General features: G+C 69.3%; 16 protein-coding genes and 1 pseudogene. 9 read left to right on the top strand and 8 right to left on the bottom strand.

Going from position 1 to position 15,067, the window contains the following annotated elements; all coding sequences use genetic code 11:
• Positions 1–379: 379 nt before the first annotated feature.
• A complete protein-coding gene (locus tag JQN84_RS28400; protein WP_204961641.1) occupies positions 380–811 on the top strand; it encodes a hypothetical protein in 432 nt (143 codons plus the stop codon).
• Positions 812–946: 135 nt separating this feature from the next.
• Here the strand turns inward: JQN84_RS28400 and JQN84_RS28405 are convergent, their stop codons facing one another.
• Complete coding sequence (locus JQN84_RS28405) at positions 947–1,300, bottom strand: FG-GAP repeat domain-containing protein (RefSeq protein ID WP_204961642.1); 354 nt, start codon at positions 1,298–1,300, stop codon at positions 947–949.
• Between JQN84_RS28405 and JQN84_RS28410 the strand changes: the two genes are divergently transcribed.
• The 3 genes from JQN84_RS28410 to JQN84_RS32010 all read left to right on the top strand — a co-directional run bounded on the left by JQN84_RS28410 (position 1,280) and on the right by JQN84_RS32010 (position 3,497).
• The gene (locus JQN84_RS28410) at positions 1,280–2,227 is read left to right on the top strand and encodes a Hint domain-containing protein (RefSeq protein ID WP_307821465.1); all 948 of its coding nucleotides are present in this window, start codon (positions 1,280–1,282) and stop codon (positions 2,225–2,227) included. The genes JQN84_RS28405 and JQN84_RS28410 overlap by 21 nt on opposite strands.
• 20 nt (positions 2,228–2,247) lie before the next feature.
• Positions 2,248–2,859: a hypothetical protein gene (locus JQN84_RS28415; protein WP_204961643.1), complete on the top strand. Its 612-nt coding sequence runs from the start codon at positions 2,248–2,250 to the stop codon at positions 2,857–2,859.
• Between the two features lie 311 nt (positions 2,860–3,170).
• Positions 3,171–3,497 carry a zinc-binding dehydrogenase gene (locus tag JQN84_RS32010; RefSeq protein WP_204961644.1) on the top strand — a complete coding sequence of 109 codons (327 nt, stop codon included), beginning with the start codon at positions 3,171–3,173 and terminating at the stop codon, positions 3,495–3,497.
• Between the two features lie 190 nt (positions 3,498–3,687).
• Here JQN84_RS32010 and JQN84_RS28425 read toward each other — a convergent pair whose 3' ends face one another.
• The 3 genes and pseudogenes from JQN84_RS28425 to JQN84_RS28435 form a co-directional block, all read right to left on the bottom strand.
• Entirely contained in the window at positions 3,688–4,200 is a 513-nt protein-coding gene (locus JQN84_RS28425; protein ID WP_204961645.1) for an O-acetyl-ADP-ribose deacetylase, read from the bottom strand.
• Between the two features lie 165 nt (positions 4,201–4,365).
• A complete protein-coding gene (locus JQN84_RS28430; protein WP_204961646.1) occupies positions 4,366–5,259 on the bottom strand; it encodes a Vgb family protein in 894 nt (297 codons plus the stop codon).
• Positions 5,260–5,312: 53 nt separating this feature from the next.
• Positions 5,313–5,516, bottom strand: a pseudogene (locus JQN84_RS28435) (antibiotic acetyltransferase); the annotation flags it as partial.
• A 78-nt stretch (positions 5,517–5,594) separates the two neighbouring features.
• On the opposite strand from JQN84_RS28435, the gene JQN84_RS28440 reads away from it, so the two are divergent.
• Positions 5,595–6,227: a TetR/AcrR family transcriptional regulator gene (locus JQN84_RS28440; protein ID WP_204961647.1), complete on the top strand. Its 633-nt coding sequence runs from the start codon at positions 5,595–5,597 to the stop codon at positions 6,225–6,227.
• A 190-nt stretch (positions 6,228–6,417) separates the two neighbouring features.
• Here the strand turns inward: JQN84_RS28440 and eccCa are convergent, their stop codons facing one another.
• A complete protein-coding gene (gene eccCa / locus JQN84_RS28445; RefSeq protein ID WP_204961648.1) occupies positions 6,418–10,446 on the bottom strand; it encodes a type VII secretion protein EccCa in 4,029 nt (1,342 codons plus the stop codon).
• Positions 10,447–10,562: 116 nt separating this feature from the next.
• Here eccCa and eccD point away from each other — a divergent pair, with 116 nt between their 5' ends.
• Positions 10,563–11,882, top strand: coding sequence for a type VII secretion integral membrane protein EccD (gene eccD, locus JQN84_RS28450; RefSeq protein WP_204961649.1), 1,320 nt, complete (start codon positions 10,563–10,565; stop codon positions 11,880–11,882).
• Between the two features lie 79 nt (positions 11,883–11,961).
• On the opposite strand, the gene JQN84_RS28455 is transcribed toward eccD, so the two are convergent.
• The 3 genes from JQN84_RS28455 to JQN84_RS28465 are packed head-to-tail and all read right to left on the bottom strand — an operon-like array spanning position 11,962 to position 13,347.
• The gene (locus JQN84_RS28455) at positions 11,962–12,324 is read right to left on the bottom strand and encodes a hypothetical protein (RefSeq protein ID WP_204961650.1); all 363 of its coding nucleotides are present in this window, start codon (positions 12,322–12,324) and stop codon (positions 11,962–11,964) included.
• A 51-nt stretch (positions 12,325–12,375) separates the two neighbouring features.
• Positions 12,376–13,044 carry a hypothetical protein gene (locus JQN84_RS28460; RefSeq protein WP_204961651.1) on the bottom strand — a complete coding sequence of 223 codons (669 nt, stop codon included), beginning with the start codon at positions 13,042–13,044 and terminating at the stop codon, positions 12,376–12,378.
• Positions 13,045–13,053: 9 nt separating this feature from the next.
• Positions 13,054–13,347, bottom strand: a complete 294-nt coding sequence (locus JQN84_RS28465; RefSeq protein ID WP_204961652.1) for a hypothetical protein — start codon at positions 13,345–13,347, stop codon at positions 13,054–13,056.
• 59 nt (positions 13,348–13,406) lie between these two features.
• On the opposite strand from JQN84_RS28465, the gene JQN84_RS28470 reads away from it, so the two are divergent.
• From JQN84_RS28470 to JQN84_RS28480, 3 genes are all read left to right on the top strand, one after another.
• Positions 13,407–14,270 (top strand): CpaE/TadZ family protein, encoded by an 864-nt coding sequence (locus JQN84_RS28470; RefSeq protein ID WP_204961653.1) that lies wholly within the window; start codon positions 13,407–13,409, stop codon positions 14,268–14,270.
• A gap of 101 nt (positions 14,271–14,371) precedes the next feature.
• On the top strand, positions 14,372–14,707 hold the full coding sequence (locus JQN84_RS28475) for a WXG100 family type VII secretion target (RefSeq protein WP_204961654.1): 336 nt from the start codon (positions 14,372–14,374) through the stop codon (positions 14,705–14,707).
• 20 nt (positions 14,708–14,727) lie between these two features.
• Complete coding sequence (locus JQN84_RS28480; RefSeq protein WP_204961655.1) at positions 14,728–15,021, top strand: WXG100 family type VII secretion target; 294 nt, start codon at positions 14,728–14,730, stop codon at positions 15,019–15,021.
• Positions 15,022–15,067 lie beyond the last annotated feature (46 nt).

A 15,067-nucleotide genomic window follows, 5' to 3' on the forward strand; every position in this document is an offset into this window, starting at 1 on the left:
GCGGAACTGGGCGGGCTGCAGCCCGGTGAACGGGAAGATCCACTCCGAGCGCGCCGCCGTGATCACCTGCACCACAACATGATCCACCATGGACCCGCCACCGAGTTACGAGACATCCCTTAGATGCGCGCCGATTTCCGCGCTTAGCTCAGCCGGGTTGCCGCGGCGGGGAACGTCCTGGCCGGGGAGATCGGCGACGGACCCACCTCGGACGCTCTGGCCATCACGCCTTGATTACCGGAAGGTGAATTTCGCGCGGTGTCGCGCTCGCCGGTGAAGGCGGTATAGCCGCAGGTGATGGAGCTTGATCGAGGAGTTCAGCCCAACCAAGGTGGTAACCTGCCGCCCTTGTTGTTGTGAGTGCAGAAAGGACGTTCGTGTGACTGACGACCCCTCCGTGGCGGAGTCCGCCGCCAAGGTGCCGAGGCGACGCCGGTGGGTCGGCCTGTTGGTGGTGTTCCTTGTTCTGCTCGCTCTGGGTGGCGGTGGCGCGGCGGCATACTGGCAGTTTGTTGACCGGAAGGATGAGGATCCGGGGGTGACCGCGTGTCGCTCGGCGGGGTTCGTGGTGCGGGCCGCGCGGGGTGAGGTTGTTCCCGACGATGAGGTGCAGCGGGTGGGGGAGCTGTTTCAGCGTTCCACTCATGAGGATCTGAAGTCTGCGGGGGTCTTCGCGGCGGGCGCGGTACAGCGGGTGCAGAATCCTCGCGCTTCGCCGGCAACAGCGGACTTCCGGCAGTTCAACCTGGCTGCCGCAGTTCCCAGGTTGATCGCTGCCTGTGGAAACCACCAGGTCACCGTCAAGGGATAGAAGCGGAGTTGGGTGTCGCTGCGGCCAGATGCATGGTCGCAGCGACACCCAATCCGATAAGCGGCCTACGGACGGAGCCGGGTTGGCGTCCGGTACGGCCCCGCGGCGGTGGTGCCGCCCGACTCGTCCAGTTGACTACCAGCCGGTGGCGATGGAGGTTCTCGGGCTCAGTAGTCCGTTGGCAGCGCCCGGGTAGAGATACACGGTGCCGGTGGAGTTGTCGCGGGCGATGACATCAGGTTTGCCGTCACTGTTGAAGTCGGTGAGGCCGAATGAGGTGAAGTTGCCCCAGCCGGTGCCGACCTGGCTGACGTTGTTGGGTGGGAAGTCGTACAGGTTGAGGATGCCGGTGCTGGTCAGGCGGGCGTATACGTCGGGTGTGCTGTCGCCGACGACGTTGGCGATGCCGAAGGTGCTGTAGTTGGTGGACCAGCCGGTGCCGAGCAGTACCCGGGTGGCCTGGCGCCTTTGGGCGAGAAGTTCAGCCAAGGCGTCTCCAGCTTCGATTTAGTGCGCTCAGATGAGCGTGAACTCGCGATGAGTATCTGTTACGAGATGGGCAACCCTGGTGGCTGTGGGAAGTGGACCGAAGAGCTCTGGAGTAAGCATTTCGATTTTATGGCAGAGAATCTTCCGGCAGACGATTCCCTGCCAATTCTCGGCCTTGCGGGAAAGCTCGGAAGTCGTGGTGTCGGGCCAGGAAAGGGTTCTCCGCTGACGGGAGCCTGTAGCTTCAGCGGGGACACGAAGGTCCTGATGGCCGACGGTGCGGCCAAGCGCCTGGATGAGGTGCAGCCAGGCGACGAAGTGATCGCCGCAGACCCAGAGTCCGGCGCACAAGGTCCACGGGTCGTTGAGCACGTGTGGATTCATCCAGACGAGTTGATCGACCTCGAGGTCGGCGGCGCACTCCTCACCACCACCGAGGACCACCCCTTCTGGAACCACACCGACCGCCAGTGGCAGCGAGCCGACCAACTCGATCCCGGTGATCTGGTCCTCAGCCCCCGTGGACTCCACACCGTCGGTGGCCTCGTCCGCTCATCGACCCAGACATCCCTCGCCTACAACCTCACGGTCAGTTCCATCCACACGTACTATGTACTCGCCGGCAACACGCCAGTGCTCGTCCACAACACCAATGGTTGTCGGACTGCCTCAAAGTATGAGGACATCACAAGCCCTGGCGCCCGCATGCCGAATAGACTTACTGATGTCGGCCCCAATGAATTCGGGCGAAACCTTGAGGCAAATGGGTGGATCCGTACCGACAAGGGCCCCAACATCATGTACGAGAAGGATGGGGCAAGGTACTTCCTTCGCGGGAAGGCTGACAGTTACGGAGGGTGGACGGCCGACTTCTACAAAGCGGGATCCAAAAAGGCCGATATTAAGATCAGATTGGGCGACGACTGATGGTAAGGGTGGGTTCGATCGTGGCTGATCGCAAAGGATATTTGGACGTTCGCACCCATGTTTCGACAGTCTTTAATCCTAATGCCAGGCTACCCAACCAGGTCTTTAGGGGGGATGCGCGGAACTCGCTGTTCTGTGAGTTTGACGCGGTCCTCGCCCCGGAGTTCTGGCCGGCGCTTCGCGCGATGGCCGGATGGCATGGCGATCGACAGGTTGAGCTGCTGGTTCTTGAACCAGATTGCGATGAGTTCTACTTTCCGGAGTATCGTGTGTATCCGGCGGTGTCGCTGTCTGTCGAGGCTGATTTAGACGACTACTGGGCGGCGATCGGTTATGAGCCCGACGATGACGTTATGGGGTCGATCGCGATCTCGGCTAAAGTCATTGCTGTGACCGGGCCCTCCGGAAGATGGGGGTGCTGGGGCGAGAGGGATGCCGAAATTGCGGTTTTCCAGGGTTTCCCGAATGCGACTGTGCGGAATGAATGGCGCACCCAGTTCGGGCCTTTTCTGGGGGTGTCAGGAGCGTTGGATACGTATCTTCCCTTGGCCTTCGCGGGTCGGACCGTCCCCGGGGAGTACGCCGCCATCTTGGCCACCAACTATGGCCCTTCGACTGATTTACCTTCATGAGATCACGAAGTCCGTACTACGTCGCTGGAATAGAACCCTTTCGGCGGTGACCCCTGCGCCGCTGGCGAAAACCTAGAATCTCACTGTAGGTGATGAAGCGTTGTCGTTGGTCGTAGCGGTCCGCCTGGGTTGCCGTCACGGCTGCCGTCAAACACCTGTAGCTAATGTCGATGTATTGATCGATGCATGTCGATTGATTGGCTGAGTGGTCAGCTGAGATGTGGTCCGGGATCGCTGCTTCTGTTGCGGCGGTTGATCCCGGACTTCCCGTGCGGCATGGCGGGTGCTTCTGTTCTGCCGGCGTGCGGACTGTGAAGCTTGTGTTCGGTATGTGCTGCCGGGCCGACCGCCCCGGCCGGGCCAGCCCGTCCGGTAGTGCGCTGCCGGCCACGATCGACCTGACCGGCGACCCCGACCGGGTCCTGACCAGCTCGGACTTCGTCGCCGCGGCGGAACTCGGTACCCGGAGCACGTATATCGGCATGCGCTACGACCTGCTCGACAAGATCGCCCGGCTGGCCGGCAGCGGGCTCCTGACCGTCACGATCGCCCGCACCTTCACCCTCGATGCCGTCCGGGAGGCCGCCGACCTCAGCTGCTCCGGGCGGCCCGTCGGCAAAATCGTCCTGCTGCCGTAGTCACCACCCGGCGAGACGACGGCGTACGCGATCGGGAGACGATCCGATCACGTACGCCGTCGAGCGGGACCGTGGCGTCTGACCGGCACGTCGTCGCCGTCGCGGAGAACATCGCGCAGGAAGAGCTGCGCCAATGGAACGAACGCCACGTGCCGCCGGCGCAGCCGCGATGGCGAGACGCCCCGGCCGGTCAGCCGGCCGTGGCGGTCAGTGCGGCGTGCAGGTGGTCCCGGGTGTCGTCGTCGAAGGCGACGAGTCGTATCCGGTGCACGTTCGTCGGTGTGGATCTGAGCGTCGCCACGGCGATCCGTGCCGCCCGCTCGGCCGGGAAGCCGTACACACCGGTGGCGATCGCGGGAAACGCCACGGTCCGGGCGTCGAGTTCGTCGGCGACCTGCAGGCTCCTGCGGTAGCAGGAGGCCAGCACCTCGTCCTCGCCGTGGCCGCCGCCCTCCCAGACCGGCCCGACCGTGTGGATGACGTGTCGTACCGGCGGGTCGAGGTCGAACGCCGGCGTCGGCATCGCGTCACCCGGCGGGCAGGGGCCGATCGCGCCTCCTGCCCTGGCCAGCCGGGGACCGGCGGCGCGGTGGACCGCCCCGTCGACACCACCGCCACCCAGCAGCGACTCGTTCGCGGCCGTGACGATGACGTCCACGTCCTCCCGCGTGATGTCGCCCAGCACCACTTCGATCGTCGCCACAGCGGAATCCTGGCACAGATCGGACGACCACGTCGTCACGACCGCGCCTGCTGCGTCAACCACCCGCCGGCCCGTGGCCACCCGTCGGCCAGCGTCCGGTGGTGACGCTGCCGAGTGCCCGGCCCACGACAGACGCGGAAGCACCAGCACGCGGCCCGCCCGCCCTCACCGACCTGTGGTGTCGATGCGGGCCAGGATGCCGTTCTCCAGGGCCGCCCACAGGGCGCCGTCGGGTCCGCGGGTGATGCCGTGCGGCTCGCAGTGCGGCGTGGGCAGGTCATGGACTTCGATCGTCCCGTCGGTGGTGATGGAGCCGACCCGGTTACCTGCCCACTCGGTGAACCACAGGGCGCCGCTGCCGCTGGTGGTGATGGCGTGGGGGCGGCCGGCGCGGTCGGGTAGCGCGAACTCGTCGATCGTGCCGTCGGGGGTGATCCGCCCGATCTGGCCGGCGGTGATCTCGACGAACCAGACGGCTGCGTCGGGGCCGGCGGTGATCCCTACCGGGGCGGCGGCCTCCGTGGGCAGCGGAAACGTGGTGACGGTGCCGTCGGTGCCGATCCGGCCGATCGCGTTCGCCTGGTTCATCGTGAACCACATGGCGTCGTCGACGCCGGCGGTGATGGCCGACGGGTAGGCACCGGTGACCGGGAGCGGGAACTCGGTGACCGCACCGTCGGTGGTGATCCGGCCGATGCGGTCGGCGTTCATCTCGGTGAACCACAGGGCACCGTCGGGTCCGGGCGCGATGCCGTACGGTCCACCGTCGCGGCTGGGTACGGCGAAGTGGGTGGTCTCGCCGTCGGTGGTGATCCGGCTGATCCGGTGGGCCCGGGACTCGGTGAACCACAGCGCGCCGTCGGGGCCGGGGACGATGATCGTGGGCTGCCCGGCGGGGTCGACGAGGTAGGTGGTGGGTTCCTCGCCCGGGACCACACGTCCGACCTGGCCGCTGTGGGCGAGGGTGAACCACAGGGCGCCGTCGGGTCCGGTGGTGACGCCGTACAGGCCGCTGCCGGCGTCGGCCACCGGGTGTTCCTGGATGACGACGGATGTCACGGGGTTCGCTCCAGTTCGTTGTCGACGGCGATGCGTCCGATCTCGGCGGGTGTGCCGGCCATCAGGAACCGGGTTCCCGCCGTGATGGCACAGAACCTGCCGAGGACCAGCTGTTCCGGCCCGAGGTGGTAGAGCACGTTGCGCTGCTCGAAGCCGGTCGGGTCGTCGGGATCGTCGTAGTACGTGTATTTCCCGACGACGATCCCGGGGGAGGTGACCGGCGGCTTGAGAAACACCACACGCGGCTGCGTCGCCATCGGGTGAGGAGCCGTCGGGTCGGGTGTCACGGAGAACCTCACTCGTTAAGGCTACGGTTGTAGCGATAACATCCTGGCATGGCGTCGCCACCACCGACAAGCGATCATCCCGACGGGACGATCACCGGCCCCGCGCGCCGACCCGGCGGACGCAGCGCGGCGGTCCGCCGCCGCGTCCTCGACGCCGCGCTCGCCCAGTTGGTCCAGCACGGCTACGACTCCCTGAGCATCGAGGTGGTCGCCGAACGCTCGGGTGTCCACCGCACGACGGTCTACCGGCGCTGGCGGGACGTCGGTGGCCTGCTCGCCGACGTCCTCAACGAGGCGGGTGCCGACGCCTGGCGTCCACCCGACACGGGATCGCTCGAAGGTGACCTGGTCGGGGTCAACCGCGAGGTCTACACCGCACTGACCACCGACCCGGTGACCATCGCGCTGATCACCGCGTCCTTCCGGTCCGAGCGGGCCGCCCAGGCCCTGAGCGCCTTCTGGGCTGGCCGGTACGACCGCTGCGCCGACATCACCCGACGCGCCGTCGAGCGCGGTGAGATTCCGCCGGGCACCGATACGCGCCGACTGCTCATCGCCACCACCGCCCCGCTGTACCACGAGCTCGTACTCCTGCGGGCGGCGACGGACGCGGACCTTCCCCACCGTGTCGCCCGTAGCGCGACCACCGCCGCCCGCGCGGGCGCCTTCGCCGACCCATAGCACAACGCCACCCCGAACGCTTGAGCCATTGTCATCGTGACGGGCAGGTCAGGGGCGCTGCGGGAGGCCGGTGTCCCATCGACCTGCCCGCCGCGACCGCCGACGAGAAGCTGGAAGCTCGTGACTCCTGTCCCTCCAGTCCAGAGGGCTCAGGGGCCCGCCGACCTGGCGTTCATCGGTGGATCGAGGCTCAGCTCGGTTCGACGTACGCCAGCTGAACGAGCGTGGGGCGACGGCCGCGACGCATCAGCCGCCCGCGGCCCGGAGGTTGGACGGAGAGGTGGGTCTGCGGCCAGAGTTGGCCCTCCTGCCGTTCACCCGAAAGTAGCAGTCCCGCGCAGCCGACTTCCTTCATTCGTTGCGGCACCGGCTCGTGGATCGCCCGGCCGGCACCTCCGCTTCGCCGCGCCAGCACCAGGTGGAAGCCGAGGTCGCGGGACTGCGGCAGGAAGTCCAGAAACGGGGCCAGCGGCCCGGCCCCGCCGCCGGGGAGCAGGTCGTAGTCGTCGCACAACACCACGACCTCCGGCCCGGACCACCAGGAGCGGGCCCGCAACTGCTCGACGGTCAGCGTGTCCGGGGGCAGCCGCCGGCGGATCTCCTCGGCAACGCCGTGCACCAACCCCTGAGCGGCGCTCGCGGTGCCCGCATAGGCACCGCGATAGGGCTCGGGTACGACGTCCAGCATCGTCCGGCGCAGGTCGATGACCGCGAAGACGACCTGGTCATCGGTGAACTGCGCGGTCAGGTCCCGCACCAGCAGCCGGAGCAGGGAGGTCTTGCCGCTGGCCGCGTCGCCGAAGACGAGCAGGTGCTGGTCGGTGCCGAACAGGTCGAGCATGGTGGGGCGCAGCTCGGCCTCGTCGAGCCCGAGCCGGATCCGCCCCTCGGGTGGCGGCCCGGCGGCCACCTCGGCGTACCCGACCATGGTGGGCAGCATCCGGATGGCCGGGGCGGGCGGCCCGGTCCAGGCCGCGGCCACCCGGGAGACCAGATCGTCCAGGCCCTTCGGCAGCGTGCCGACGTCGTCGATGCCGTCGATGCGCGGCAACGCCACATGAGCCATCAGCGCGTCCTGGGTCAGGCAGCGACCCGGGGTGTCGGCCCGCAGGTTCTCGGCCGCCTGCCGCTTGATCGTCGAGTCCAGCGGATCGTTCAACCTGAACTCGATCTTGGAGCCGATCACCGCCTGGAGCTGCATCCGCAGATCCGCCCAGCGCCCCGCGGTCAACACCAGGTGCACGGCGTAGCCGAGACCCCGCGCACCGATGTCCTGCACCAGGTCGGCCAGATCCTCGAACTCGGTTTTCAGCACCGGATAGTTGTCGATCACCAGTACGACGTCGGCGGCCGGCAACTCGGGCAGCCGACCCTCCCGGTGCATCCGCCGCATGGTGTCGATCGAGTCGATCCCCCGGGCGGCGAAGAGTTCCTCTCGCTCGGTCATCAGCATGCCGACCTCGGAAACCGTCCGGCGGATCCGGTCCGGGTCCAGCCGACCGGCCACCCCGCCGACGTGGGGCAGCCCGGCCAGCGCGTTCAATGCCCCACCGCCCACGTCGATGCAGTAGAACGCGATGTCCTGCGGGGTGTGGGTCAGCGCGGCACCGACCACCAGGCTGCGCAGGAAGGTCGACTTGCCGGTCTGTGGCGCACCGAGCACGCAGACGTGCCCTCCGCTACCGGAGAGGTCCAGGACGAACGGCTCCTGCTTCTGCTCGGTGGGCCGGTCGAGCAGGCCGACCGGGATCCGTAGCCGTCCGCGCCGCTGGACCGGGGCCACCAGCCCGTACGCCGGATCGGTCTCCAGCGGGCCGGTGACCGCGTCCAGCGGCAGCGCGGCGGGCAATGGCGGCAACCAGATCCGGTGTGCCTGCCGCCCGTGCTCACGGAGCCGGCCGACCACCACGTCCAGCGTGCTCGGTGCGGTCACGCTCTCGGAGTCCGGGTGCGGCTCGTCGGGGACCAACGGTTTCGGCAGGTGCCGGGCCACGTTGTACATCAGGAAGACCACCGGGTCGGGCGCGGCGTCGACCACCTCCTCGCCGGCCGGCGGCCGGTACGTGTCGGAGACGTACGCCGCCTTGAACCGCTCGAAGACCGTGGTGTCGACCTTCAGATAGCCGGAACCGGGCAGCGACGGCAACCGGTACGCGTCGGGCACCCCCAGCACGGTCCTGCTCTCCTGTTCGTTGAAGGTGCGCAGCCCCAACCGGTAGGACAGGAACGACTCCAGCCCGCGCAGCCGGCCCTCCTCCAACCGTTGTGAGGCGAGCAACTGGTGGACCCCGATCGACCGGCCGATCCGGCCGATGGCGATGAAGAGCTCGATGAAGTCCGGTTTGGCGGTCAGCAGCTCGCTGAACTCGTCGATGATCACCATCAGGTTGGGTAGCGGCGGCAGCGGACGGCCCGCGTCGCGCCGCCTGTTGTACTCGGTGATGTTGGCCAGTTGCCCGGCGTCGAGCAGGATCTGCTGCCGGCGTTTCATCTCGCCCTGGATCGCGTCGTGCAGCCGGTCGACCAGCCCGGCGTCGTCGGAGAGGTTCGAGATCATCGCCGAGGTGTGCGGCAGGTGTTCCAGCCCGGCGAAGGTGGCACCCCCCTTGTAGTCGACGAGGACCAGGCTCAGCCGCTCGGGCGGATGGGTCATCGCCAGGGTGAGCACCAGTGTCCGCAGCACCTCGGACTTGCCTGAGCCGGTCGCCCCGACGCAGAGTCCGTGTGGGCCCATCCCGCCCAGCGCGGCCTCCTTGATGTCCAGGTACGCCGGGCTGCCGTCCGGCCCCACCCCGAACGGGACGGTGAGGAAGTCCGGCAGCAGCCGGGGTGCCCACAGCGCTGCCACGTCGTAGGTCGCCTCGTCGACGATGCCGAGCAGGCCCCGCAGGTCGACGGTGGCCTCCAGCGGGGTGTCGTTCGTGGTGTCGGCGACCAGTCGCAGCGGCGACACCTGCCGGGCCAGCGACTCGATCTCCGACAGGCCGATCCGGTCCACCGTGCCGGCCGGTGCGCCACTCGACCGCCTCCGCCGGTCCAGGATCTCCTCGGCCCGGGTGTCGGTGACCTTCCGCAGATCCTCCACGGTGACCTGATCGCCCACACAGCGCACCCGGACGTCCACGGCGGACGGCTCGAACTGCTGCTCCTCGACCAGCACCACCACCGCCATGCCCAGGTCGTCGGGGTGCAGGCCGGCGTCGAGGTGACCGAGCGGGTCGACGCGTCCGGCGGAGACCTGGTCGACCACCACGACCAGCCGGCCGCCCCGGAACCGGTGGTGCGGATCGCCGAGGCGGCGGGCCCGGTTGACCTCACCGACGCGTCGGGACAGCTCGGCGGCCAGCAGCGACGCCAGGGCCGCAGGCTCTGCGGCGACCAGCCGTTGCGGGGCCGGGCCGTCGTACTCGCTCGGGTGCAGGCAGTGCGGAAACCACTTGAGCCAGTCGAACTCCGGCCCGGCGGTGCCACCGAGCAACCAGGCCAGCCGTACGTCGTCCGGGGCGTGCAGGGTGACCAGTTGCGCCACCAACGCGCGGACCAGGTTGCGGGTGTCGGCCGGGCTGCCGACCACCGAGACCACACCGGTGACCGGCACCGCGACCGGCATGTCGTCGAGCAGCCGGTCCCGGTCCACCACCAGCCGGGCGGCGGCGAGGGTGACCGGATCCAACTCGACGAGCGGGTTGTGCTCGTCGGCCTGGAGGGTGACCCGCCGCCAGAGGCGGTCCTGCCCGCGCCCGACCCGCAGCACGAGGAAATCCGGGTCGGCCAGCCGCCGTTCCCACCGCCGGTGCGGGTCGCGGAGCAGGTCGGGAAGCACCTCCGGAGCGGGGTGGCGGTGCCGGGCGGCGACCCGCTGGGCTGCCGCGTCCGCCCGGATCTGATCGCGTACGCCGTCGATGTACTCCAGGTACCGCTGCCGTTGCCGGGTGAACCGGCGGGCCGTTCCGGTGCGCTGGGTGACGTAGGCGGCGATCCCCCCGAACACCGTGGCGATCAGCATGCCGAGGCCGGCGATCATCATGATCGGGTTCTGGTTGGCCATCATCATGAGCAACATGCCGGCGCCACCCATGATCGGGAGGAAGACCTGCATGACGCCGGCGAACCCGCCGCCACCGTCGGGCATGCCCGGTGGTGAGACCACGTCGAGCGCGGTCGGCTCCGGCTCCGGTGGCGGAACCCGAGCCGGCCGGTGGATCACCCGTTGCGTCATCGCGACCCCTCCCGGGCCGGGCCGATCAGCGCCTCGGCCAGGTGACCGGTAGTGCTTCGACTGCCTAGAGTAGTACCGGTCGACACGCTGAGCCGACCGTGCGGGGACGGAGGGTCATGGCATCCCGATTCACCCGGGTGACAGTGGTGGCTGGCGGACGCGCCCTCGACGTCAGCCTTCCGGCGTCCCGCCCGCTGCTGGAGTTCGTGCCACAGGTGTGTGAGCTGCTCTCGCTGGCCCCCGAGGCGGCCGGTCGGTGGAGACTGTCCACGGTGGGCGCGGGCGGGCTCGACCCGCACCGGTCGCTCGACGAGGCCGGCATCGTCGACGCCGAAACGCTCTACCTGACCCCGCCCGAGCAGGCGCCACTGCCACCGATCGTCGACGACGTCGTCGACGAGGTACAGGCCACCCTGGACGACGACGGCAGCGAATGGCGGGACTCCGCCCGGATGACGGGCTGCGCCGGGTTGGCCGGGGTGGCGGTGTTGACGTTGACGTACGCGATCACCACCACGCCGGTGTCCGCGTCCGTCGCCGCGACCACGCTGGTCGCGGTGGCCGCGCTGACGGCGCTGGCCGGCCGCCTGCTCCGCGCGACCGGTGGGGAACTCCTGATCGCCTCGGCGGCACCTGCCTGGCTGGTCGCCGGCCTGGCGGTGGCCCGAACGGCCCACTGGCCGGAACCGGCCCGGTACACCGCCGCCGCTCTCGGCGTCGGGCTCGGCGTCGCCCTGCTCGCCCTGGCCGGCGAACGCTGGTACGGCGTCGCCGCCGGTGGCCTGACGATGGCGGTGCTCGGCGGGCTCGGCACCGTGCTGCTCACCGCCGGACTCGATCCGCAGCGCACGGCAGCGGTCGGTGCGGTGGTGGTCGTCTTCGCGGTGGGGCTGGCACCGCAGCTCGCCCTCGGTGCCGCCGGCCTGGTCGACCTGTTGCGCCGCCAGGAGGAGAGCCAGTGGGTCGGCCGGCAGCTGGTCGCGACGGCAGTACGCCGTGGCCAGTCCGTACTCTCCGGCCTGGTGGTCGGCATCGCCCTGGCCGCCACCGCCGTCTGCGTGGTGCTGTTGACGCGGGCCGGTGTCGGTGCGCCGCTCGGCGGGGCGCTGGGGCTGGTGTTCGCGCTGCGGTCGCGGGCCTTCACCCGGCGGGGGCAGGTGCTGCCCATGCTCGTCCCGCCAGCGGTCACGGCCACCGTGGTGGTGATCGGCGGCGTACGACTCGCCGACGCCGACGGGGTGGTCGCGGCCTGGACGACCGTGGCCGGTGTCCTGGCGGTGGCCGCGGTGGTGCTCTGGGCCGGACGGCCGCGCCTGGATGACGTCGGTGCCGCCCGGACGCGACGGCTGTTCGACCTCGTCGAGGTGGTCACGGTGGTCAGCCTGGTGCCGTTGGCGATCGCGGTGTTCGGCGGCTTCGACTGGGCGGCCGGCTGAGTGCCCCGTGTCAGCCCGCCAGGTGGGGAATCCGGCGGACGGGCCACCGGTCGAGTCCGCGGCTGCGCGCATCGACCGATCAGGCGATCCGGGTGGCCGGCGGTTCGGGCGTGACCGGTGCCTCGGGCCCGATCGGCGGGGCGGTCGTCGGCGGCTCGCTGGTGACAGGTCGCTCGGTGACGGCCGGCGTGCCCGTGGCGAACTGCGCGACCGCCCCCGCCGCCCGGGGGCGACGTTGGTCGGCGAGCAACCCACCGATCGTGGTGATCGCCCAGACCGCCACCAGCAACAGCGCGCCGACGACCAGACTGGCGATCGCTGCCGCGTAGGGACGGCGCAGTTCGCGCGGGCCACGCCGCGACCCGTGCAACAACGCGGCCTTGGCGGTGGCGGTGCGCAGCGTGTGCGCCTCGACCACCACCCGGTCCCGGTTGTCAGCCATGGCCGGCCCGGTGCCGCTCGTCGACCCGGGGCGACCCGGGCCGGCACGCGGTCACTGCGTCGTCCCGTCGGTGCCCGCCAGGTCGTCCGGGCCGGCCGGGGCGATGCTGCGGCCCACCGCGACGATCACGTCGGTGAGGACCTGGTCCAGCTCCGGATGGGGCGTCGCGGCGCTCAACAGGGCGGTCCAGGTGGTGCCGGGCAATGGCAGGAACAGTTGCAGCACCGTCGAACGCACCCGGGTCAGGCCACCCGGCGGCACCGTGGACGCGACGTCGCGGTGCAGCAGTGCCGGGCCGACCGGCGTCTCGACCTCCTGCGTCGTGCCGGTGCGCGGCAGGGTCTGCCGGACCAGGGCGAGACCGGCCGGTTGGGGCGCGGAGTCGAACCAGCCCAGGTGCAGCCCGGCGCTGCCGACCACGCCTGTCGACATCCGACCCAGCTGGATCAGGCTCAACACGGTGCCGGCGCGTTGACAGTCGGCGACGAGTTGCTCGACGAAGTCGAGCGCCGCCCTACGCTCGGCGGCGCGTAGCCGCTGCCCGAGGAACCGCTCGTCCACCAGCCGGACGGCGTTGCGCTGCCAGGACTCCGGATTGGTGTCCAGCAGCGCCCAGTCCGACGGGATGCCGATCAGCCACGCGAACCCCGGGTGCGGGGCGTGGGGGTTGAGTTTCAGGTCGTGCGCGGGCAGCGGGTCGCGCATGGACACGTCACTCATACCGCGTCCCTACGATTCCTTCGGACGTAACGCGGTGGCCACCTGGTTGTCGAAATCGGCGACCATCTTACCGATCGCGCTGGAGAGCCCACCCCACTCGCCGATGTTGTTCATCAACTCCAACAGGCTGGTCTTCCATTCGTCACGGAAATCGGAGATCGAACTCTGGATGTCGGCGTGATCGCCGGTCAGCCCGGCGCAGTCGACCACCCCTCGATGGTCGGTCTCCAATTGATCTCCGAGGGTGGTCAGATTTCCGCCTAGGCTCACCAGCGTCGCATAAGGATACTGAACGTACGTCATCCCGCCTCCCCGCTGTCGCGCAGCAAGGGTAACAACTACCGTCTATGTGGGAGAACGAGATGACCGAATACCGACAGGTCGGTCGGACAATGTTGCGGGCCCTCGATCCCCGGCTCACGGCTGTGGTGCGGGCCGAGCGGCACCGTGCGGCGGTCCTCTCGGCCCGGCTCCGGCCGGCGACGGTCGCCGTGGTCGGACCGGATCCGGGTGGCGGTCGCTCGACGGTGGCGGCACTCGTCGCCTCGCTGTTGGCCCGGCACCAGGACGTCGGGGTGCTCGCCGTGGACGCCGGTCGGGGCGGCGGCCTGCACGACCGGCTGGCGGTCCGGCCCGACGGCTCGACCCGGGCGGTGCTGGCCGGTCTCGGCCTGCGCGGCGCGGCCACCGACCGCGGGCCCGCCGTGGGCCACAGGTGGCTGCGGGAACGCCTGTCCCTGGCCGATCGGGCGCTGCTGCTGGCGAGCCCGGTGGGCGATGTCGAGCCGCCGGTCACGGCGGCCGAGTATGGGGCGGTCTCGGCTGCCCTCGGCCGGTGGTTCCCGGTCCGCGTGGTCGACACCCCGCCGTTGACCGTCGATCCGGTCGTGCCGGCCGTGGTGACCCGGGCGGACCGGGTGGTGCTCGTGGCGGCCGACGACGCGCACGCCGGCGGGCGGCTGGTCGACTGCCGGTCCTGGATCGCCCCGTTGCTGCGAGAACCGCTCGACCGGATCGTCGTGCAGGTGCTGACCCGCCGGGACGCGCGGCCCTCCGCCACGGTGCCGCAGCCCGGTGGGCTCGGTGCCGTGCCGACCGAGGTCCTGCCGTACGACCCGGCGCTGCGCGCCGAAGGTGCGCTGCGATGGCCCGAACTCGCCCCCGGCACCCGGGAGGTCATTTCTCGGCTGACCGCCCGACTCGTGGAAGATCTGCGACTGCGGTGATCAAATTTCACCTTCTGCGAGATAGGCGACTCAAGTGGTGATCAAACTTTGTCAAGCGTCTATGTTTGGGTGATTGCGGATCGAACTCATGGGAGGCTTCGATGGGCGCGAAGTTTTCGATCACTGACAATGCAGTCAATCAGCACTCCTCCAATCTGGACACATCGGTCGCCGCACTGAACAGTCAGGCGCGCTCCTTCATCAGCGCGATCGAGCCGCTGCCCGCCGTCTGGAAGGGCGCGGCCTTCCAGAGTTGGGACCAACTCACCCAGCGGTGGAACACGGCGATGGCCGACCTCAACAAGGCACTGACCGACATCACCGGACGGGTCGGCTCCGCCGGCCAGCTGTACGACACCTACCACTCGGAGCAGACCAGCCAGTTGCAGTCGACCATGGGGTCGGCCAACTGGGATGGCGCCAAGTTCCGGGCCTGACGGGAGAGGTTACGGGGATCATGGCTGATGTCTTCAGTTACGACGAGTCGACCGCCGGATCGGCGCAGGGCGACATCGCCTCGGTCGCCAACGGGGTCCAGGCGAGTCTCGACGACCTGACCAACTTCGTCACCCGGGTCAAGGCCAACTGGGAGGGCGACGAAATGGAAATATATAACGGAATCCAGACCCAGTGGAACACCGCGGCGACCACCGTCAAGCAGATCCTCGACTCGGTCAAGCAGGCCCTGGGCCAGACCACCACCTCCGTGCAGGAGATGCGCGGCCAGGTACGCGGCACCCTGCAGGGCTGATCCAGCCTACGGCGGCGGCGTCCGTCCGCCGATCAGATCCGGACGC

Source organism: Micromonospora humidisoli, from assembly GCF_016900955.1.
GTDB lineage: Bacteria > Actinomycetota > Actinomycetes > Mycobacteriales > Micromonosporaceae > Micromonospora > Micromonospora wenchangensis.